Origin of the sequence: Reyranella sp., assembly GCF_017305915.1 — a bacterium.
Taxonomy (GTDB): Bacteria; Pseudomonadota; Alphaproteobacteria; order Reyranellales; family Reyranellaceae; genus Reyranella.
The window spans coordinates 15,636-35,583 of sequence record NZ_JAFKJN010000035.1; the positions used below are offsets into that span (position 1 = coordinate 15,636).

The following is a 19,948-nucleotide window of genomic DNA, read 5'->3' on the forward strand; positions in this document are numbered from 1 at the left end:
CGTTTGTATACGAACTCTCCCTGAAACCATGTCAATTTGACGAAATCGGTTATTCTTGTATACAATTTTCTCCACCAGACACTTGGAGGAAGTCACCATGGCCAAGAGTGCATTCCGTCAGGCTCTCGAAGACGCCATCGAGCAGCGCCATTCGGCGGTGCATCCGTGGAGCGAGGCCTGGACCTCGGGCAAGCTCGATCGCCGCCAGCTCGGCGAATGGGTGAAGCAGCATTTCCACTACGTCAGCCACTTCGCTGAGTGGGTCGCGGCGGTCTACGCCAACTGCCCGCATCCCGAGGTGCAGCACTTCCTGCTGGAGAACGTCACCGAGGAGGAAGGCCTGGTCGGCATGCATGGCGCGGCACCGGTGCGCCACTCCGACCTGCTGCTGGAGTTCGGCGAGGTCTGCGGCAAGAGCCGCACGGAGATCCTGAACGCGCAGGTCAACGGCGAGCTGCTGGCCGAGACGCTCGGCCTGCAAAGCTGGTGCACGGTGCAGTCGCGCAAGCCGTTCGTCGAGGCCTTGTCCGGCCTGCTGATCGGCCTGGAGAGCCAGGTGCCGCGCATCTACAGCAAGACCACGCCGCCGCTGCTCGAGAAGTACGGCTTCAGCGAGGAAGAGGTCACCTTCTTCACTATCCATATTGCCGCCGACATCGAGCACGGCGAGAAGGGCTACGAGATCGTCGAGAAGTACGCCACGACCGACGAGCAGCGCGCCGCCTGCGTGCGCAACGTGCGCGAGGCGACGATGATGCGCCGGCTCTATCTCGACGGCGTGTGGCGCACCTTCGTCGAGAAGAAGGCCGGCCAGAAGCTCGCGGCGTAACCCATTCCTCCCTGCGCGCAGCGCGGGGAGGTGTCGGCGTCTTACGCCGACGGAGGGGTCATAGGCCGCAGTCTCGGACTCATGACCCCTCCGTCGCGGATTACCGCGACACCTCCCCGCGCTACGCGCAAGGAGGAAAAAGAAAGATTCCCATGCACACCTACAAAACCCTCACCCTCGCCGAGGCGCACCTCATGCTCGACGCGGCGCAGAAGAAGGCGGAGGAGCTCGGCGTGCCCGAGGTCCTCTGCGTGGCGGACAACGCGGGCTATCCGATCGCGCTGCGCCGCCTCGACGGCGGCAAGGTGACCAGCGTGCAGATCGCCATGAACAAGGCGTTCACCGCGGCCGGCCATCGCAAGCGCACCGACAACTACAAGAACTCGCTGCCCGGCGAGGAGGCGTTCGGCATCTGGACCCAGCATGGCGGCCGCTTCACGGTGTTCGTCGGCGGCTTCCCGATCTTCGTCGACGGCCAGTGCGTCGGCGGCATCGCCGCCTCGGGCGGCAACGGCGAGCAGGACATCGCCTGCTGCGAGGCCGGCATCGCCGCCTTCATGGCGACGCTGAAGACATGAGCGACCGCCCCCTCTCCCGCGTCGTCAGCGAGCAGATCCGCGGCCGCATCCTCGACGGCACGCTGAAGCCCGGCGAGCGGCTGGTCGAGGACCGGCTGTCGGCCGAGCTCGGCGTGTCGCGCGTGCCGGTGCGCGAAGCGCTGCGCGGCCTGTCGGTCGAGGGGCTGGTGACCCTCCTGCCCCGCCGCGGCGCCACCGTCGTCGAGATCACGCCCGAGACCGTCGCCGAGCTGGTCGAGGTCCGCGCCCTGCTCGAAGGCCTCAACGCCAAGCTGGCGGCGCAACGGCACGATCCGGAGATCGTCGCCGCGCTCGAAGAAACACTGGCTCGCGGCAACGCGGCGGCGAAGAGCGGCACCGCCGAGGAGCTCGCCCGCCTCAATGCCGAGTTCCACGAGCGGCTGGCCGAGGCGAGCCGCAACTCGGTGCTGTCCGACGTCATGCGCGGCCTGCGCGAGCGCACCTCGATTGCCTTCGCGATCAATGGCCGTGTGCGCGCCCGAGAGGACTGGCAGGAGCACGCCGGCGTCCTCGCCGCGGTGATCGCGGGCGATGCCGAGCTCGCCGCCCTGCTCGCCACCCGCCACGTTCAGAATGCCGCGATGGCGTTCGCCGAATCGATGAAGAAGGCGGCAGCCTAACCGGCCGCCGCCTTGGCAGCGAGCCGCTTAAGTCCCGCTGCCGAGATCGTAGAGGTAGAGCGTAACGCCGTAGCGCATCGCGGATGCCCACTGCACCGCATCCGCGAGCGAAATACCCTCAAGAGCGTCGTATGCCGGTGCCGAGTCCTCCTCCTCCGCCTCGTCCGAATCCTTCACGCTATTGTCGTGAGATGTCGGCTCAATGATCGCATTTATGGCGTTCCACCGGTACGGCCGCTTACGGTGGTCGACAATGTTCAGAATCATTCGATGCTCCGATGGCCTCGTCAAAAGCTAGCGGCCTTTCATCGGCAGCCCTCCCAGGTGCGTGCCGGCGTCGACGATCAGGAACTCGCCGGTGATGTTGCTGGCGCTGGTCAGGAAGAAGATCGCCGCCTCCGCCATCTGCTCCGGCGTGCCGGCCTGGCGCAGCGGCGTGGTCTGCTCCTGCGCGGTCTTGAGCTTCTCGTAGTCGTCCTGGCCCAGCGCGCCGAGCAGCCAGCGGGTCTGGATGAAGCCCGGGCATACCGTGTTGACCCGCACCGCCGGGCCGAACCAGCGCGCCAGCGAGAGCGTCAGCGTGTTCAGCGCACCCTTCGACGCGGCGTAGGGGATCGACGTGCCGACGCCCATCACGCCCGCGATCGACGAGATGTTGACGATCGAGCCGCGCTCCTGCTTGTCGTCCCACTGCTTCTTCATGGTCGGATAGACCGCGCGGCTCATCATGTAGGGGCCGGTGACGTTGACCCGCAGGATGCGGTCGAAGTCCTCGGCCGTGACGCCCTCGAGGTCGCCCTGGCCCTGGAATTTGGTGGTGCCGGCGTTGTTGATCAGCCCGTCGATGCGGCCCCACGCCTTCAGCGTCTCGGCCGCGAGCTTGCGGCAGTCGGCGTCTCGGCCCATGTCGGCCTGCACCAGGATCGCTTCGGCGCCCTTGGCCTTGACCTTCGCATAGGTCTCGTCGGCTTCCTTCTTGCTCTTGGTGTAGTTGATCGCGACGTTCCAGCCGCGGCCCGCCAGATCGACCGCACAGGCAGCGCCCAGCCCCGTCGCCGACCCCGTCACGATTGCCACCTTGGCCATGCTTTCCTCCCCGTATGGTGCGGACGGATTCATAGGCTAGGATCGCGCCCCATGGCAGACCTGTTTTCGCTCAAGAACCGCATCGCGCTGGTAACCGGCGCCTCGCGCGGCCTCGGCCGCGATATGGCCGCGTGCCTCGCCGGGGCCGGCGCCACCGTGCTGTGCGCCGGCCGCGTCGCCAAGGACCTCGACGCCACCGTCAAGGCGATCAAGCGCAAGAAGGGCAAGGCCGAGGCGGTGATCCTCGACGTCACCGACGAGGCCAGCATCCAGTCCGGCGTGCGCGCCCTGCTGCGCAGGCACCGCCGCATCGACGTGCTGGTGAACAACGCCGGCGTCATCCACCGCTCGAACATCGTCGACACCGCCACGCCCGACTACCGCAAGGTGATCGAAACCGACCTGATCGGGCCGTTCGCCCTGGCCCGCGAGGTCGGCCGCCACATGCTGGCGCGCGAGTATGGCCGCATCGTCAACATCTCCTCGATCATGGCAGTGCTGGGCCGCGGCTCGGTCGCGGGCTACGTCTCGGCCAAGCACGGCATGACCGGCCTGACCAAGAACCTCGCCGCCGAATTCGGCCCGCACGTCACGGCCAACGCGATCGCGCCGGGCTACATCCGCACCGAGCTCAACGTGCCCTTGCAGCAGGACAAGAAGTTCTGCGCCATGCTCGAGCAGCGCACGGCCGCGAGCCGCTGGGGCACGCCGGCCGACCTGCGCGGCGCCCTGCTGCTGCTGGCGTCGGACGCCGGCGCCTACATCACCGGCCACACGCTGGTGGTCGACGGCGGCATGACGACGATCCTTGCCTGAGGTTTTGGTGTGAGCACTTTCGGTCTGCCGCGCTGGGTGATCCTCGCCTTCGGCGTGGGCCTGCTGCTGTTCGGGCTCGCGGTATCGCAGGGCTGGATCCGCGATCCCAGCGTCGCCAAATCCGACTATGTCGGCACCATCGACGTCGCGGCCGACGACGCCAGGCTCTACCGGGCTGTTACCTTCGAATGGACGGTGAACTACAGCCAGAGCGGCACCACCAAGGGCACCGACACCGCCTACGTCCGCATCGATCCGTCGGGCGAGCGCGCCATCCTCTGCGGCTGGCTGCGGCTCGACAAGGGCGGCGCCTCGATCCGCGCCACGCGCTGGCTGAGCGAGGCGCGGCTCAAGGTCGGCGATATTCGGATTACGGCGCTGTTCATCGCGCCCACCGAAAAACTGCCGGGCGACGGCCTCAATGCCGGCTGCGCTCGCCTGTTGGAAGACAAGCCCGCGATCGACGCGGCTTTGTCGCTGGAAGGGTCCGCGGTCCACGAATGACGTGCTAGGGTTCCGATCGACAGGAGCTCCCATGACGACCAACCGCGCGCACGTCCTGCTGTGGACCGACAACACCGCCGCCTATCTCGACGCCATCACGGCGGCGGGCCTCGCCGATCGCGTCGTCCTTTCCACGCTGCCGCGCAAGGACAAGCCCTCGGCCGAGCAGCTCGCCCGCACCGAGGCGCTGATGGCGCCGGTGGTGCCGCCCGGCCTGCTGCCGGCGATGCCCAAGCTGCGCTGGGCGCAGGCGATGACCGCGGGCGTCGAGGGCTGGCTGGCGCTGCCCGACCTGCCGAAGACGCTCGCCCTCACCTGCGCCCGCGGCACGCACACCGAATCGATGCCCGAGAACATCATGGCGTCGCTGTTCTATGTCGCGAAGCCGCTGGCGATCGCCGCCGCCAACGACAAGGCCGGCAAGTGGGTCCACACCGTGGCGCAGCCGCTGACCGGCAAGACGCTCGGCATCCTGGGCCTCGGCGCCGTCGGCGGCGAAGTGGCGCGCATGGCCAAGGCCTTCGGCATGAAAGTGATCGGCACCAAGCGCCGGCCGGAGGTGACGGCGAACGTCGACGAGGTGCTGCCGCCCGAGCGCACCGACGAGGTGCTGGCCAAGGCCGATTACCTCCTGCTCCTGCTTCCCGCAACGCCCGCCACCGACAACTTCATCAATGCCGAGCGGCTCGCAAAGATGAAGCCGATGGCGTGGCTGCTGAACTTCGGCCGCGGCCACCTGATCAAGGACGACGACCTGATCGCGGCGGTGAAGAACAAGACCATCGCCGGCGCCGTGCTCGACGTCTTCCGCCAGGAGCCGCTGCCCGCGGAGCATCCGTTCTGGCAGACCGACGGCATCCTGGTGCTGCCCCATATCGGCGGCCCGCATCCGCAACGCGACCGCTTCGTCGCCCGGCTGTTCGTCGACAATCTCGGCCGCTTCCTCGACGGCGCGCCGCTGAAGGAAGTGGTCGACCGAGGCGCGGGCTATTAGCCCAAACTGTTAGCTGCGAAACAGCGTCGACAGCCCCTGGAAGGCCTGACCGGCCGCCGCCTGGATGCCGGCGCCCCACAGGAAGGCCGCCACCAGGTCCTTCCAGCCGAAGGTCGGATTCGGCTCGTAAAGCACCTGCACTCCCGACACGGTCGCCACGAACAGGCCGAACACGAGGAGCAGCCCCGTCGACCACAGGAGGGCGCTCTGCACTCCCGCTGTGGTCGCGCGCGGGCCGAGCGGCAACGGCAGCAGGACGGCGACCGCGACATCGCCCCAGGATGTTGCCGGCGGCGCGGCGCCACCGGCGGCCGGCGCCGCGGCGAACGCGGCCACGGCAGCCATTGCGGCAGGCATAGCCGGCGCCGCGGCGACGCCGGCCTGCGTCGTCAAGGCGTCGCGCGCCAACCGCAGGGCATCGTCGTAAGCGCGCTGGGCCGTGGTGAAGTGGCGATCGCGCGCGGCAATCGCGGCCTCCTCCAGCTTGCCCCGGGCCGCCTGCCAGGCCGCCTTTACGGCATCGGCGAGCGGCGCCTGCTGCAGCTTGCCGTCGACCGCATCGACCGCGTGCTGCACGACGTCCCGCAGATACGCGAAGATCAATGTGTTCCAGCGCCCAACGCGACTCTCCGGACTTGGCTCCGCCAGCACCTCATCGAGCTGCCGGAGGATATCGGCGCGGTAGGTGGTCCACTGCGCCGCGTCGAAGCCGAAGGGCGGATTCGGCACGGCGATGGCGATGCGCAAGGCGCCGCTGCGTGCGATGACGTAGCTCGTGCGCGCGCGGTCGAGGGCGGCCCGTGCCTCGTCCACCCGGGTCGCGGTTACCGCGGCGTCGACCGCGCCGAGATCCGCGCGCACGCTGTCGGCCGCAAGCTGGCTGAGGATGGGCAACGCCGCGATCTCCGCCCTCATGTCGTCGGCCGCCTGCTTGATGACCTGGAGCAGCCGGGTCCTCAGTCGTCCCTCCACGCCGTTCATCAGCGTCAGGGCTGCCGTTACGTCGGTGGCCGGCGCGGCGAGTTTGGTCAGCGCGGCCTGCGCGGTGTCGAGATCGGCATCGACGACATCGCCGATCGTCAGCGGCCGCACGGCGGCGCGCCGCCGGCGGGCGGTGATCCACGCCGGCAGCAGCGGCAGGCGCACGCGCACGGCGGCGATCCGCGTCGAGACGTCGTCGATCGAGACGAAGGGACTGCGCAGTCTCGCGCCGATCCGATCGATCTCCGTCGCCAACGCGCCGATCACATCGCGCTCGCCTGCGGTCAGGTCGTAGTCTTGCGCCTGGCGCAGCTCGTCGAGCTTGCCGCGAACCTCCAGCGCCTCCTGCTGCAGCAACAGGCGTGGCTGGAGGTACTGCTGCAGGAAGCGAGCGAGCGCGGCCAGCACGACTCCGAGCAGGATGGCGGCAGCGGCATACCACCAGCACAGGCGCAGGCTGAGCTCGAAGGCAACGTCGAGCGGCTTGCGATCGGGTGCCGCCAGGCGCACCACGCCCTTGTAGGACCCGGCCTCGTTCAGGCCGGCAAGCGTCACCATCAGATCGACCGGCTGGTTGGCCTCCACCGTCTGCGGAAAGGCCGCCGGGCCGGTGACGGTCACCGCATAGTCCCTCGGCGCAACCTCGACCGAAGGCGAGGCGACTGCATCGATCCGGTCGAGATGGAAGATCTTCGGCGCATAGAGGGGCCGTGGCGCGCCGGTCGTGTTCTGCAGGTAGAGATGGAACCCGACGGGCGATCCGCCCACCACCCCCCGCAGCTTGCTGATGGGCTCTGCCTTGAAGTCGAGGTCGGGGAGCTGCCGGTTCAAGGTGAGGGTCACGCTTGCGCGCGCCCCCTGCACTTCGTAGAGAATCTCGCCGACATAGGCGCCTTCGACGTCGGCGAGATTGGCGGCGTCGTCGCCGGGAACCAGCATGACAAGGGCCTCGCCGAAGGGCCCAAGCTTCAGCGGCTCGTCCGGCTTCACCGGCTGGCCGTCGCGCATGAGCCGCGGCGCGATGATCCTGCCGCCGGGGCCCGTGAAGGTCGAGGCGCGGAGCGTGACCGGGAGCTCGGGCGGCGCCTCGCGGTCGTTGCGCCGGATCATCAGCGGCCAGGCGAACGCAGCGCGGTCCGAATTCATCGCCATCTTGCCGTCGCTGCCGACGCCGACGAAGCCCAGTCGCGTCGTTGGGTTCTTTCGGGTGATCGTCGCATCGTAGGGCTGCCGTCCCTCGCCTTTGACGATCAGCCCGAGCTGGAGCTTGAACTCGCCGTCGGCCGGCAGGCTGCCGGCGAACTTGAAGGTCTTCTGCTCATAAGGGCGCAGCGGCGCGCAGACCTCGTCCGTGCTTTCCTTGCCGTCGACCGACAGCCTGGCGCCGGTCACGACCGCACCGCCCTGCGTCGCCACCAGCGGTGTGGCATCGAGGCAGATGGTTGGATCCTTGTCCTCTTTGGGATCGCCCTTGTCGTTGCGACGCACGACGATCGACCAGTCGAACTGCGCATCGTTGGTGCCTATCGCCAGGCTGTGACCAGCCGCGCCGCCCGCCCCCACGATGGTGACCTCAACCGCCCCAGCGGGACTCGTGCCCGCGATCAGCAAGGCCGCCAAAGCGGCCGCCAGGAACCGGCGCATGCTGTTCGTTCCTCTACTCCAGTAGAACAACCCGCAGAACCTACACGCTTTGCGGCAGGGACGCCACCGACCCGGCGTTGGCAACCCGCGCCGCAAACGGGCATTGTCTCGGAATGCGCGGCAAGAGTGGCACCTCTCCAGGCACGATCCTCACGCTGGTCCTCCTCGTCGGCTTCCTGCTGCTCGCCATCGTCTTCATGGCAATCGGCTGGGACGTCCCGGAGGGCGGTGAGAAGATGTCCAGCGCCGGCTGGATCGCGATGACCCTCGGCATCGTCGCCACGGTGGCGCTGGGCGCCGGGCTGATGGCGCTGATGTTCTACAGCAACCGGAGCGGCCGGGACTGACGCATGCCTCGCGATCCCGACTGGGTGATCGGCGGCTTCCGCTACGCCACCGGAAGCAGGCCGGTGGGCTCGCTGCCGCTCGGCCTGTTCAACGACTCAGGGACGCTCGACCATGTCGGCTTCAGGGCGGCCCTGGATTCACCGGCGATGCATCGGGCGGGCCGAGCCGCCGGTCGACCGGGCGCCGCGGCCAATGGGTGCCGCTGAAGCTTGGGCTGGTGGCCGAGGTGCGGTACGACCACATCACCGGCGAGCGCTTCCGTCACGGCACGCGGTTCCTGCGCTGGCGCCCCGACAAGTCGCCGCGTGACTGCACTTTCGATCAGCTGCGACAGGAAGCGCGGCCCTCTCGCCCGTTCGTGACGAAAAAGCGTCGAACCCATCGGCCGCAGGCAGCGTTATAGTCGCGAGACGGAGGAGTTGGATTGGCCCGAACGCGGTTCGCGGTGGGGATTGCGCTCGTGTGCGCCGCAGCGATCGCGGCTGCGATCGTGTTCGCGTGGCCGCCGGAGATCGAGAAGGTCACGCCGCCCGCCCCCGACTCCTTCGATCGTTACCGCGTCGCCGAGGGCGAGGACCTTGCGAGACTGGGCAACTGCGCCGGCTGCCACACGTCCGACCCGTCGCGGCCCTTGGCCGGCGGCCGCGCCCTGCCGACGCCGTTCGGCACGGTGTTCGCCACCAACATCACGCCGCATCCCGACGACGGCATCGGCGCGTGGTCGCGCGAAGCCTTCGGCCGCGCCATGCGCCGCGGCGTCGCGCGCGACGGCACGCACCTCTATCCCGCCTTCCCCTACGATCACTTCACGCGCACCACCGACCAGCAGCTCGACGCGCTCTATGCCTGGCTGATGACGCGGCGGCCGATCGCGGGGAGCGCACCGCAGACGAAGCTCGACGGCGTGGCGGGCTGGCGGCCGGCGATGGCCGGCTGGAACCTGGTCTTCCTGCGCGAGGGCGCGATCGCCGACGATCCGTCGCAGACGCCGCAATGGAATCGCGGCCGCGCGCTGGTCGCCGGGCTGGCGCATTGCAGCAGCTGCCACACGCCGCGCGACCGCTTCGGTGCCGAGGATCGCTCGCGCCGCTTCGACGGCGCCGAGATCGAAGGCTGGTACGCACCGCCGCTCAATGCGAGCTCGCCGGCCGTGCGACCGTGGACGGTCGACGAGCTCTACACCTACCTGCGCACCGGCCTCGGCCCCCGGCACGCGGCGGCGGCCGGCCCGATGGGCGGCGTCACGCGCGCCCTGGCGCAGGTGCCCGAGGACGATGTGCGCGCCATCGCCGTCTATGTCGCGTCGCTGATGGCCGCGGCGCCGGCGGCACTCCAGGACTCGCCAGAACCGATCGATCGCCTGGCCGACGCCGCACGCGCCCATCCCGAGGGCGCGACGCTGTTCGCCGGCGCCTGCGCCACCTGCCACGAGCAAGGCGCGCCGATGATGCAGCAGGGCCGCCCGCACCTCGCCTGGGGCACGCCGCTGCACACGGACAATGCGCGCAACACCGTCGCCATTATCATGAAGGGGCTGGCCTCGCCGGCCGGCGCCACCGGTCCGACGATGCCCGCCTATGCCGACATGCTCGACGACCGCCAGGTGCAGGAGCTCGCCGCCTATCTGCGGACGCGCTTCACCGACAAGCCGCCGTGGTCCGATGTGCAGGCTGCGGTAACCGAGGTACGGCAAGGGGAGCCGAAGTGATCACGCTCACCGTCAACGGCCAGATGCACGAGGTCGAGGTCGATCCCGACACGCCCCTGCTCTACGTGCTGCGCAACGACCTCGAGCTCAACGGCGCCAAGTTCGGCTGCGGCCTGGGGCAATGCGGCGCCTGCACCGTGCTGCTGGACGACAAGCCGGTCTTCTCCTGCCTGGTGCCGGCGGCCGCGCTCGGCACGCGCAAGATCCGCACGATCGAAGGCTTGCCGGCTGCGCTGCCCGCCGCCTTCGAGACCGAGCAGGCAGCGCAATGCGGCTACTGCATCGCCGGCATGATCGTGCGCGCCCAGGCGCTGCTCGAGCGCAATCCGCGCCCGACCGAACAAGAAGTACGGGCCCATCTCGCGCCCAGCCTCTGCCGCTGCGGCACCCACATGCGCATCCTGCGCGCCGTGCGCCGCGCCGCCGAGGCGATGGGCGGCGGCGTGCGCGACGTTGCGGAGCAAACACCATGACGCTCGGCCGCCGCGCCTTCATCGCCAACGCGCTGGTCGTCTCGTTCGCGCTCGGCGGCCGCGGCCTTGCGCAGGGCAAGAAGCTGCCGCCGTCGCTCGCCAAGACGCCTGAGCTCGATTCGTGGATCCGGGTCGGCAGCGACGGGCGCATCACCGTCTTCACCGGCAAGGCCGAGCTCGGCCAGGGCATCAAGACCGCGCTGATGCAGGTCGCCGCGCACGAGCTGGCGACGCCGTTCGCCAGCATCGATCTCGTCACCGCCGACACCGCCCGCACGCCGGACGAAGGCGTGACCGCCGGCAGCCATTCGATGCAGGACAGCGGCACCGCCATCGTCAACGCCTGCGCCAACGTCCGGGCGCTGCTCGCCGAAGCCGCGGCGTGGCAGTTCGCCATGGCCATCGACAAGATTGCGTTGCGCGACGGCGCCGCGCATGCGCCCGACGGCCGCAGCGTCCCCTACGGCGATCTCGCCGCGGCGCTGTCGCTGCAGGTCGACGCCAAGCCCGGCATGCCGCGCCGCGCCGACGGCCCGCGGCTGCTCGGCCAGGACCTGCCGCGGGTCGATATTCCCGCCAAGGTGACCGGCGGCGCGGCCTACGTGCAGGACATGCGCCTGCCCGGCATGCTGCATGCGCGCGTGGTGCGCGGTCCGAGCGACGGCACAACGGTGAAGGCCGCCGACATCGCGGCCGTCGAGAAGATGCCCGGCGTCGTGAAGGTGGTGCGCGCCGGCCGCTTCCTGGCCGTGGTCGCCGATCGGGAATGGCGCGCGGTCAAGGCGCTGCATCGCCTGCAGGCCGGCGGCTGGGAACGCACGGCGGCGCCGATCGAAGCCGCCGACCTGCGCGAGACGATCCGCCGCCTGCCGGCACAGGATATGGCGATCTTCGACTACGGCGGCCCGCCGACGCCGGCCGAGGCGCGCGTGCTGCGCGCCCGCTACAGCCGGCCGCACCTGATGCACGGCTCGGTCGGCCCGTCCTGCGCCGTGGCGCTGTGGGAGGACAACGGCGTCACGGTGTGGACGCACAGCCAGGGCGTCTATCCGTTGCGCCGCGCGCTCGCCGAGCTGCTGAAGCTCGAGCCTGCGAAAGTGCGCTGCGTCCATGTCGAGGGCTCGGGCTGCTACGGCCACAACGGCGCCGACGATGTCGCGGCCGATGCGGCGCTCGCGGCGCGCGCGGTGCCGGGCCATCCGGTGCGCCTGCAATGGATGCGCGAGCAAGAGCATGGCTGGGAGCCGCTCGGCTCGGCGATGGTGGTCGAGATGACGGCGGAGCTCGGCGCCGACAACCGCATCGTCGGCTGGCGCCACGAGGTCTGGAGCAACACCCACAGCACGCGGCCGACGACCGCCGGCGGCCTGCTCGCCGGCCGCGAGGTCGAACCGCCGTTCACGCCGCCCAAACCGCGCCCGATCCCGATGCCCGAGGGCGGCGGGGCACGCAACGGCAACCCGATCTACGCCCTGCCCAACGCCCGCGGCACCTTCCACTTCGTCGAGCAGATGCCAGTGCGCGTGTCGGCGCTGCGCGGACTCGGCGCGCAGATGAACGTGTTCGCGATCGAGTCCTTCATGGACGAGATCGCGGCCGAGGCCGGCGCCGATCCGGTCGCCTTCCGCCTCGCCTGGCTGCAGGACGAGCGGGCGCGCGAGGTCGTGCGCCGCGCCGCAGACCGCTTCGGCTGGGCGCAGCGCGGCATGAGAAACAATGGCGGCGGCGAGGGCCGCGGCACCGGCTTCGCCTTCGCCCGCTACAAGAACCTCGCGAGCTACTGCGCCGTCGCGATGGCGGTGCGGGTCGACCGCGACACCGGCGAGATCCATGTGCCGCGCGTGGTCGCCGCGGTCGACAGCGGCGAGGCGGTCAATCCCGACGGCATCCGCAACCAGATCGAAGGCGGCATCGTGCAGTCGCTGAGCTGGACGACGCTGGAATCGGTCGGCTTCGCCAAGTCGCATCGCACCAGCTTCGACTGGAGCGCCTATCCGATCCTGCGCTTTCCCGCCGTGCCCGGCCGTATCGAGGTGCAGGTGATCGACCGGCCGGGCCAGCCTTTCCTCGGCGCCGGCGAGGCCTCGCAGGGGCCGGCGTCGGCCGCGCTCGCCAACGCCGTCGCCGATGCGCTCGGCCTGCGGCTGCGCGACATGCCCCTGTCGCCGACGCGGATCAGGGCCGCGCTCAGGCCGAAGCCTGCGGACGCCCGCCAAGCTGCCGGATGATATCGGCCACGATCTCCTCCGGCGTGCCGCCGATATCGGTGACGATCGGCCGCTCGTCGGGACCGGGCTCCTGCAGCGTCGCGAACTGGCTGTCGAGCAGGCCGACCGGCATGAAGTGCCCGCGTCGCGCGGCCATGCGCCGATGAATCAGGTCATGCGACCCTTTGAGATAGACCACGCGCACCTGCGGCCGGTTGCCGATCAAAATGTCGCGGTACGTACGCTTCAGCGCCGAGCAGGTGATGACGCCGCCCTTCCCTTCGCCGCGCCATTCGTCGATCTTGGCGGCGATGGCCCCGAGCCAGGGCCAGCGGTCTTCATCGGTGAGCGGCGTGCCGCTTTTCATCTTCTCGACGTTGGACGGAGGATGGAATTTGTCGCCCTCGAGGAACTCGACGCCGAGCGCGGCGGCGAGCTTCTCGGCCACCGTGGTCTTGCCTGAGCCCGATACGCCCATCACCACGAGAATCGTGTCGAAAGCCATGAACCTGCCTACTGCAAATCCCGCCGAAACGACACCCGATAGCGCACCGCCGCCCCCAACCTGCACGCTGGTGATCTTCGGCGCGACCGGCGACCTCACGCGACGCCTGCTGGTGCCGGCGCTGCGCAACCTCAGGCGCAACGGCCTGCTGCCCGACGATTTCGCGCTGATTGGCGTCGCCTCGCGCGACATCGGCGACGACGGCTTCCGCGAGCATCTGCGCAAGGGCATGGAGCAGTTCGGCGGCGGGGCGCGCGACGACATCGACTGGTTCCTGCAGCGCACCCGGTATGTCTCGGGCAAGTTCGAGGGGCCGGAACCCTACAAGGCGGTGGCTGCGCTCCTGCCGGCCGAGCGCAACGCGCTGTTCTATCTCGCCACGCCGCCGACCGAGTTTCAGGTGATCGCCCGCCGGCTGGGCAAGGCCGACCTGCTGCGCGAGGGCGAAAACACCTTCCGGCGCCTGGTGATCGAGAAGCCGTTCGGCCACGACCTTCCCTCGGCAGCGGCGCTCGACAAGCGGCTGCTGCGGGTGGCGCACGAGGACCAGATCTTCCGCATCGACCATTACCTCGGCAAGGAGACGGTGCAGAACATCCTGGTGCTGCGCTTTGCCAACGGCTTCGTCGAGCCGTTGTGGAATCGCGACCACATCGACCATGTGCAGATCACCGTTGCCGAGACAGTCGGCGTCGAGGGCCGCGGCAAGTCCTACAACGGCACCGGCGCGCTGCGCGACATGGTACCGAACCACCTCTTCCAGCTCCTCAGCCTGATCGCCATGGAGCCGCCCAGCCATCTCAGCGCCGGCGCACTGCGCGCCGAGAAGGCCAAGGTGCTGCACGCCGTCCGCAATCTCGACCCGCGTCTCGACGTGGTGCGCGCCCAGTACGGCGCCGGCCGGGTCGGCGACGCAGCCGTCCCGGCCTATCGCGGGGAGCCCGACGTACCGACCGATTCGAGCAGCGAGACCTATGTCGCGATGAAGCTCGGCATCGACAACTGGCGCTGGGTCGGCGTGCCGTTCTACCTGCGCACCGGCAAGCGGCTGGGGCGGCGACGTACCGAGATCACGGTGCAGTTCCGGCAGGCGCCGCTCGCCCTGTTCCGCGACACGCCGGTCGAGCGGCTGCCGCCCAACGACCTCACCCTGCACATCCAGCCCGAGGAAGGCGTGCAGTTGCGCTTCGGCGTCAAGATCCCCGGACCGACGGTGCGGATCGACGGCGCCGACATGAAGTTCAACTACAGCGACGTCTTCGAGGCCAAGCCCAGCACCGGCTACGAGACGCTGATCTACGACTGCATGATGGGCGACGCCTCGCTGTTCCAGCCCGCCGAGACGATCGAGGCCGGCTGGGGCGTGATCCAGCCCATCCTCGATGCGTGGGAGAACGATCGCGACATTCCGCTGGCGATCTACGACGCTGGCGGCATGGGACCGAAGGAGGCCGACGAGCTGCTGGCGCGCGATCACCGCCGCTGGCGGCGCATCATCCGATGAAGATCTCTGCCCTGATCTCCGACGTCGACGGCACGCTGGTGACGCCGGCCAAGATCCTGACCGAGCGCAGCCAGCAGGCCGTCGCCGAGCTGCACAGGCGCGGCATCGGCTTTACCATCATCAGCGCCCGCCCGCCGCGCGCCATGACCATGTTCGTCGAGCCTTTGTCGATCGCCATGCCGATCGCCGGCTTCAATGGCGGTGCCTTCACCGGCCCCGACCTGACGCCAATCGAGAACCATCTGCTGGCGCCCGAGACGGCGCAGCGCGCACACGACCTGCTGCGCTCCAAGGGTATCGATGTCTGGGTGTTCAGCGGGCTGGATTGGCTGCTGATCGACGCCGACAATGCACACGTCGTCCCGGAGATCCGCGTCGTGCGCTTCAAGCCGACCCTCGTGCGCAACCTCGAGCCGGCGCTCGCCTCGGCCTTCAAGGTCGTCGGCGTCAGCGAGGACCACGACCTGCTGGCGCGCTGCGAGCGCGAGCTGCAGGCGGCGCTCGGCGAGCAGGCGTCGGTCTCGCGGTCGCAGCCCTTCTATCTCGACGTCACGCATCCGCTGGCCAACAAGGGTACGGCGGTGGCGCGGCTCGCGGCGCTGATGGGCGTGCCGCTGGCCGAGGTCGCGGTGATCGGCGACAATCACAACGACGTCGGCATGTTCGCCCAGGGCGGGCTCAGCATCGCCATGGGCAATGCCGTGCCGGACGTGCAGGCCCATGCCGCGGTCGTTACGGAATCGAACGATCGCGAAGGGTTCGCCGAAGCCATCCGCAAATACATCCTGGACGCATGACGGGGCTGTCATCGAGATAGGGTTGTTTCTCGGCATCGCGTCGTGTGTCATCGTGGCGGAACCTGGCCGAGTGGAGGTGCTGGAACGATGCGCAAGATGATCCACGTCGCGACCGCCAGCCACGACGCGCTGCTGACGCTGGCGCGCGAGACCGGCCAGACTTTCCAGGACCTGATCGACCAGGCGATCGCCGACCTGCTGAAGAAGCACAAGCGGCCGGTCACCCTGAAGGACATGCTGCGCGAGAGCCTCGCCGCACCGCCGGCCAAGGAGGCGGGCCGGCCGAAGCGGCCGCGGCCCGCCTGACGGGCGGCGTGCTCGATCCGCAGGGTCCGATCGGCGCGGCCCAGCGGCTGATCCTGATCGACGCCACGGTGGTGACGCTGGCGGTGGTCGTGCCGGTGATCGTCCTCTGCCCGGGCTTCGCCTGGTGGTTCCGTGCCGGCAACCGCCGCGCCCGTTACCTGCCCGACCGGGAATATTCCGGTCCGGTCGAGCTGGTGCCGCGGTCCGCATGAAAGCCTAGAGGAACGACATGCCGCCGGACAGCGCCACGGTCTGGCCGGTCATGTAGGCGTTGCCGGCCAGCATCAGCACGATCTGCGCGCACTCGTCCGGCGTGCCGAAGCGGCCGAGCGGGATGCGCGACGCCGCCGAGGCCAACCCCTGCTTCACCATGTCGGTCTCGATCAGCGACGGCGCCACGGCGTTGACGGTGATGCCGTCCTTCACCAGCCGCGCGGCATAGCCGCGGGTCATGCCTTCCATGCCGGCCTTCGAGGCGTTGTAGTGCGGCCCGACGCCGCCCGCCCCGCGCGCCGCGCCGGACGAGATGTTGACGATGCGGCCCCACTGGCGCCGGCGCATGCCGGGGATCACCGCCTGGGTGCACAGGAAGACCGACTTCAGGTTGACCGCGATGGTGACGTCGAAGTCGGCCTCGGTGAGATCGTCGACGGTGCGCACCAGGCCGATGCCCGCGTTGTTCACCAGCACGTCGACCGGCCCCAGCGCGCGCTCGATACAGCCGATCATCCGCGCGACCTCGCTCGCCTGGGACACATCGGCGCGCACGGCGTGCGCCTTGCTGCCGGTGGCCCGGATGCTCTCGGCCACCGCCTCGGCGTCGGCCTGTTTCTCACGATAATTCACGGCCACGGCCGCGCCCGCTTCGGCCAGCGAAACGGCGATCGCCTCACCGATCCCGCGCGAACCGCCGGTCACCAATGCAACGCGTCCGGTCAAATCGGTCATTCCCCGCTCCCTAAATCCTGAACAACCGTTTACCATGCCTTCCGAACACACAGGATCCAACAGGAGGCCCGTATGGCCCGGCTCGGCTTCGGCGCGTTTCTCGCTCCCCATCATCCCATCGGCGAAAACCCGATGCTGCAGTTCCGGCGCGACATCAAGTTCGTGCAGCACCTCGACGAGCTCGGCTACGACGAGTTCTGGTGCGGCGAGCACCATTCCTCGGGCTGGGAGATGATCGCCTCGCCCGAGATGTTCCTCGCCGCCGCGGCCGAGCACACCAAGCGTATCAAGCTCGCCACCGGCGTGATCTCGCTGCCCTACCACAACCCGTTCAACGTGGCGCAGCGCATGGTCCAGCTCGACTGGATGTGCGGCGGCCGCGCGATCTTCGGCTCGGGCCCGGGCGCCCTGCCGTCCGACGCCTACACGCTCAACATCGACCCGATGACCCAGCGCGACCGCCAGGACGAGGCGATCGGCGTCATCCGCCGCCTGATGAAGGGCGAGCGCGTCACCCACAAGAGCGAGTGGTTCACCCTGAACGACGCCGCCCTGCAGCTCCTGCCGCTGCAAGAGGACATGCCGTTCGCCGTCGCCTCGCAGATCTCGCCGTCGGGCATGACGCTCGCCGGCAAGTACGGCATCGGCATCATCTCGCTGGGCTCGATGGCGCCCGAGGGCCTGACCGCGCTGCCGACGCAGTGGGGCTTCGCCGAAAGCGCCGCCAAGAAGGCCGGCACCACCGTCGACCGCAAGAACTGGCGCGTGCTGCTCAACTGGCACATCGCCGAGACCAAGGAGAAGGCAATCGAGGAGGCGCGCCACGGCCTGATGCGCTGGCACAACGAGTACATCCACGCCACCCTGCAGCGCCCGGGATCCGTCGCCTTCAGGTCGCCCGACGATGCGATCGAGCAGATGACCGGGCCGGGCTCGGCCGCCGTCATCGGCACGCCGGACGACCTCGTGAAGATGATCAAGAGCGTCTACCAGAGCAGCGGCGGCTTCGGCCATGCGGTCGGCTTCGTGCACGACTGGGCCAACCCGGAGAACACCTTCCGCTCGTGGGACATGGTCGCCCGCTACGTCATCCCCGAGATCAACGGCTACGTCGCCAAGCTGCGCGAGTCCGAGCGGCACCTGCAGGAGAACCGCGCCGTGTTCGACCGCGCGGGCCAGGCGATCATGGCCAAGATCATGGAGAACAAGGACGCCGCCGAAGCGCTCAAGGTCACCAGCAACCCGCGCGTCGCCGCGGCGGCCGCGCAGGTGCCGAAGGGGCTGGGCAAGCAGGCGGCGGAATAACGCCGCCGCCACTCGCCGCGAGCGCGGGGGAGAGCAGCGTGCCGGTCGAGTTCGAGATCGATCATCAGAAGCGTTTTGTCTACGCCAGGACTCACGGCGGCGTCGTCCTCCAGGAAATCCTCGACTATTTCGACGCCGTCGTCGTGCAAAACGCGGCGTCCTATTCCAAGCTGTTCGATGCGCGCGAGGGTGGGCCGCAACTCAGCGACGACGACGTCATGGTGCTGGGCGCGCGGGTCAGCGCCTATGCCGCCTTCGATCCGCGCGGCGCCGTGGCCGCCGTCGCCACGGCCGAGGACGCGCGCAACAGCCTGCGCCGTTACATGAACTTCGCGGGCGCCCGCCGGCAGATGCGCCTGTTCACCTCGCTCGACGATGCGCGCGCCTGGCTGCTCAACGACGACTCGAAGGACTAGACGAGAAACCCCTCTCCATTCATGTGGGGAGGGTTTCTTTCTCCCTCTCTCTCCTAAAAGATCCCGCTCTTCTGGCAGATCGCCTCGATCTCGGCGCGCGGCTTGCCGTTCTGGGCGATGCCCACCACCACGAAGTCCGGAGCCTTGGGCGACCCCATCATCACGCCGACATAGCGCGCCATGCCGGCATAGACGCCGGTCGAGTTGCGGCCGTCGACCTCGCCGCACACGGCGATCTGGCCCTGGCGCAGCTTTACGCCCGACATCGCGCCGAACGACGCCGAGCCCGGCGTCTTCATCCACTTGGCAACGCCCGCCACCACCGCCTCCTGCTGGCGTGGATCGAGCTTGACCGGCATGCCGGGCTCGATCGGCGTGTCCGGCGGCATCTCCGGCAGCGTGTCGTAGGGCGGCTGCAGCGACACCGGCAGATAGGCCGGGTCGCCCTGCGCCTGCAGGCAGCCTGACAGCAGCAGGCCGCCGAGCACCGCCGCGATGTCAGTCCTGCGCGACACCGAACGCCTGCCGCATCGCCTGGACGCCCTGCTGATGCGGCGTCCACAGCCGACCGCCGGTCACGCCGCCATCGACCACCAGATCGTGGCCGTTGATGAAGCTCGAGTCGTCGGAGGCCAGGAACACCGCCGCCCTGGCGATGTCGTCGGTGCGGCCGGCGCGCGGGATCGGCTGCATCGCCGCCATGTTCCTGGCCGCCGCCTCGGCGAAGCCGTCGGCCTTGTCGTGATCGACGCCCAGCGCCTTGGCGAAGATGCCGGTGGCGATGCCGCCGGGAGAGATCGCGTTGCAGCGCACGTTCTTCTCGCCGAGCTGCATGGCCGCGCACACCGTGAGATGGTTCACCGCCGCCTTGGCCGCACCGTAGATCATCGAGGTCGAGTAGCCGGCGCGACGGCCGGCGATCGAACCGTTGTTGATGATGCTGCCCGAGCCCTGCTTCATCATGATCGGCGCAGCATGTTTCATACCGAGCATCACCGAGCGCACCAGGGTCGCCATCGCCGCGTCGAAGCCCGCGACCGGGATGGTCTCGATGCCGCCCACCGGCGCCGGCCCGCCGGCATTGTTGAACAGCGCGTCGAGCCGGCCCCACTTCGCCAGGCACGCCTCGAACATAGCGATGACGTCGGACTCTTTCGTGGCGTCGGCCTTCACGAAGAGGCAATTGTCCTTGCCCAAGCTGGCTTCGAGGCTGCGCCCGAGCTCGTCGCGGCGGCCGGTCGCGACCACCTTGGCGCCTTCCTGCACGAAGATCTCGACCGTGCGTCGGCCGATGCCGCTGGTCGCACCGGTGACGATCGTGACCTTGCCGTCGAGCTTGCCCATGTTTTCTCCCCCGC

General features: G+C 69.2%; 23 protein-coding genes and 1 pseudogene. 17 read left to right on the forward strand and 7 right to left on the reverse strand.

Going from position 1 to position 19,948, the window contains the following annotated elements; genetic code table 11:
- Nucleotides 1-97: 97 nt before the first annotated feature.
- The 3 genes from J0J01_RS28405 to J0J01_RS28415 all read left to right on the forward strand — a co-directional run bounded on the left by J0J01_RS28405 (nt 98) and on the right by J0J01_RS28415 (nt 2,048).
- Entirely contained in the window at nt 98-829 is a 732-nt protein-coding gene (locus J0J01_RS28405; RefSeq protein WP_296386994.1) for an iron-containing redox enzyme family protein, read from the forward strand.
- 152 nt (nt 830-981) lie between these two features.
- On the forward strand, nt 982-1,407 hold the full coding sequence (locus J0J01_RS28410; RefSeq protein ID WP_296386995.1) for a heme-binding protein: 426 nt from the start codon (nt 982-984) through the stop codon (nt 1,405-1,407).
- Nucleotides 1,404-2,048, forward strand: a complete 645-nt coding sequence (locus J0J01_RS28415) for a GntR family transcriptional regulator (protein WP_296386996.1) — start codon at nt 1,404-1,406, stop codon at nt 2,046-2,048. The genes J0J01_RS28410 and J0J01_RS28415 overlap by 4 nt, the downstream gene beginning before the upstream one ends.
- A gap of 27 nt (nt 2,049-2,075) precedes the next feature.
- On the opposite strand, the gene J0J01_RS28420 is transcribed toward J0J01_RS28415, so the two are convergent.
- Together J0J01_RS28420 and J0J01_RS28425 are read right to left on the reverse strand one after the other, a co-directional pair.
- On the reverse strand, nt 2,076-2,315 hold the full coding sequence (locus J0J01_RS28420) for a hypothetical protein (protein ID WP_296386997.1): 240 nt from the start codon (nt 2,313-2,315) through the stop codon (nt 2,076-2,078).
- Nucleotides 2,316-2,342: 27 nt separating this feature from the next.
- Entirely contained in the window at nt 2,343-3,134 is a 792-nt protein-coding gene (locus J0J01_RS28425; RefSeq protein WP_296386998.1) for an SDR family oxidoreductase, read from the reverse strand.
- A 51-nt stretch (nt 3,135-3,185) separates the two neighbouring features.
- Between J0J01_RS28425 and J0J01_RS28430 the strand changes: the two genes are divergently transcribed.
- From J0J01_RS28430 to J0J01_RS28440, 3 genes are read left to right on the forward strand one after another with little or no spacing between them, the layout of a single operon-like run.
- Nucleotides 3,186-3,950, forward strand: a complete 765-nt coding sequence (locus J0J01_RS28430; RefSeq protein WP_296386999.1) for an SDR family oxidoreductase — start codon at nt 3,186-3,188, stop codon at nt 3,948-3,950.
- 9 nt (nt 3,951-3,959) lie between these two features.
- Entirely contained in the window at nt 3,960-4,454 is a 495-nt protein-coding gene (locus tag J0J01_RS28435; protein WP_296387000.1) for a hypothetical protein, read from the forward strand.
- Nucleotides 4,455-4,485: 31 nt separating this feature from the next.
- Nucleotides 4,486-5,448, forward strand: coding sequence for a D-2-hydroxyacid dehydrogenase (locus J0J01_RS28440; RefSeq protein ID WP_296387001.1), 963 nt, complete (start codon nt 4,486-4,488; stop codon nt 5,446-5,448).
- 9 nt (nt 5,449-5,457) lie between these two features.
- Here J0J01_RS28440 and J0J01_RS28445 read toward each other — a convergent pair whose 3' ends face one another.
- Nucleotides 5,458-8,073, reverse strand: a complete 2,616-nt coding sequence (locus J0J01_RS28445) for a hypothetical protein (RefSeq protein WP_296387002.1) — start codon at nt 8,071-8,073, stop codon at nt 5,458-5,460.
- Between the two features lie 113 nt (nt 8,074-8,186).
- Here J0J01_RS28445 and J0J01_RS28450 point away from each other — a divergent pair, with 113 nt between their 5' ends.
- The 5 genes and pseudogenes from J0J01_RS28450 to J0J01_RS28470 all read left to right on the forward strand — a co-directional run bounded on the left by J0J01_RS28450 (nt 8,187) and on the right by J0J01_RS28470 (nt 12,830).
- Nucleotides 8,187-8,420 carry a hypothetical protein gene (locus J0J01_RS28450; protein WP_296387003.1) on the forward strand — a complete coding sequence of 78 codons (234 nt, stop codon included), beginning with the start codon at nt 8,187-8,189 and terminating at the stop codon, nt 8,418-8,420.
- 18 nt (nt 8,421-8,438) lie between these two features.
- Nucleotides 8,439-8,824: pseudogene (locus J0J01_RS28455) on the forward strand (ATP-dependent DNA ligase); the annotation flags it as partial.
- A gap of 21 nt (nt 8,825-8,845) precedes the next feature.
- Nucleotides 8,846-10,129 carry a c-type cytochrome gene (locus J0J01_RS28460; protein WP_296387004.1) on the forward strand — a complete coding sequence of 428 codons (1,284 nt, stop codon included), beginning with the start codon at nt 8,846-8,848 and terminating at the stop codon, nt 10,127-10,129.
- Nucleotides 10,129-10,602, forward strand: a complete 474-nt coding sequence (locus J0J01_RS28465) for a (2Fe-2S)-binding protein (protein ID WP_296387063.1) — start codon at nt 10,129-10,131, stop codon at nt 10,600-10,602. Before J0J01_RS28460 ends, J0J01_RS28465 begins: the two co-directional genes overlap by 1 nt.
- A complete protein-coding gene (locus J0J01_RS28470; RefSeq protein ID WP_296387005.1) occupies nt 10,599-12,830 on the forward strand; it encodes a molybdopterin cofactor-binding domain-containing protein in 2,232 nt (743 codons plus the stop codon). The genes J0J01_RS28465 and J0J01_RS28470 overlap by 4 nt, the downstream gene beginning before the upstream one ends.
- Here J0J01_RS28470 and J0J01_RS28475 read toward each other — a convergent pair.
- Complete coding sequence (locus J0J01_RS28475) at nt 12,790-13,314, reverse strand: gluconokinase (protein WP_296387006.1); 525 nt, start codon at nt 13,312-13,314, stop codon at nt 12,790-12,792. The two genes, J0J01_RS28470 and J0J01_RS28475, sit on opposite strands and share 41 nt — an antisense overlap.
- Between J0J01_RS28475 and zwf the strand changes: the two genes are divergently transcribed.
- The 4 genes from zwf (at nt 13,313) to J0J01_RS28495 (ending at nt 16,133) form a co-directional block, all read left to right on the forward strand.
- The gene (zwf, locus tag J0J01_RS28480; RefSeq protein ID WP_296387007.1) at nt 13,313-14,818 is read left to right on the forward strand and encodes a glucose-6-phosphate dehydrogenase; all 1,506 of its coding nucleotides are present in this window, start codon (nt 13,313-13,315) and stop codon (nt 14,816-14,818) included. The genes J0J01_RS28475 and zwf overlap by 2 nt on opposite strands.
- Nucleotides 14,815-15,615 carry a Cof-type HAD-IIB family hydrolase gene (locus tag J0J01_RS28485; RefSeq protein ID WP_296387008.1) on the forward strand — a complete coding sequence of 267 codons (801 nt, stop codon included), beginning with the start codon at nt 14,815-14,817 and terminating at the stop codon, nt 15,613-15,615. The genes zwf and J0J01_RS28485 overlap by 4 nt, the downstream gene beginning before the upstream one ends.
- An 87-nt stretch (nt 15,616-15,702) precedes the next feature.
- Nucleotides 15,703-15,921: a hypothetical protein gene (locus J0J01_RS28490; RefSeq protein WP_296387009.1), complete on the forward strand. Its 219-nt coding sequence runs from the start codon at nt 15,703-15,705 to the stop codon at nt 15,919-15,921.
- Between the two features lie 8 nt (nt 15,922-15,929).
- The gene (locus J0J01_RS28495; RefSeq protein WP_296387010.1) at nt 15,930-16,133 is read left to right on the forward strand and encodes a hypothetical protein; all 204 of its coding nucleotides are present in this window, start codon (nt 15,930-15,932) and stop codon (nt 16,131-16,133) included.
- 4 nt (nt 16,134-16,137) lie between these two features.
- Here the strand turns inward: J0J01_RS28495 and J0J01_RS28500 are convergent, their stop codons facing one another.
- The gene (locus J0J01_RS28500; protein WP_296387011.1) at nt 16,138-16,869 is read right to left on the reverse strand and encodes a 3-oxoacyl-ACP reductase family protein; all 732 of its coding nucleotides are present in this window, start codon (nt 16,867-16,869) and stop codon (nt 16,138-16,140) included.
- A 72-nt stretch (nt 16,870-16,941) separates the two neighbouring features.
- On the opposite strand from J0J01_RS28500, the gene J0J01_RS28505 reads away from it, so the two are divergent.
- Complete coding sequence (locus J0J01_RS28505; protein WP_296387012.1) at nt 16,942-18,174, forward strand: LLM class flavin-dependent oxidoreductase; 1,233 nt, start codon at nt 16,942-16,944, stop codon at nt 18,172-18,174.
- A 38-nt stretch (nt 18,175-18,212) separates the two neighbouring features.
- Nucleotides 18,213-18,590, forward strand: a complete 378-nt coding sequence (locus J0J01_RS28510; protein ID WP_296387013.1) for a hypothetical protein — start codon at nt 18,213-18,215, stop codon at nt 18,588-18,590.
- A gap of 53 nt (nt 18,591-18,643) precedes the next feature.
- Here J0J01_RS28510 and J0J01_RS28515 read toward each other — a convergent pair whose 3' ends face one another.
- Together J0J01_RS28515 and J0J01_RS28520 are read right to left on the reverse strand one after the other, a co-directional pair.
- Nucleotides 18,644-19,105: a hypothetical protein gene (locus J0J01_RS28515; protein ID WP_296387014.1), complete on the reverse strand. Its 462-nt coding sequence runs from the start codon at nt 19,103-19,105 to the stop codon at nt 18,644-18,646.
- Nucleotides 19,089-19,934, reverse strand: a complete 846-nt coding sequence (locus tag J0J01_RS28520) for an SDR family oxidoreductase (RefSeq protein WP_296387015.1) — start codon at nt 19,932-19,934, stop codon at nt 19,089-19,091. The genes J0J01_RS28515 and J0J01_RS28520 overlap by 17 nt, the downstream gene beginning before the upstream one ends.
- Nucleotides 19,935-19,948: the final 14 nt, after the last annotated feature.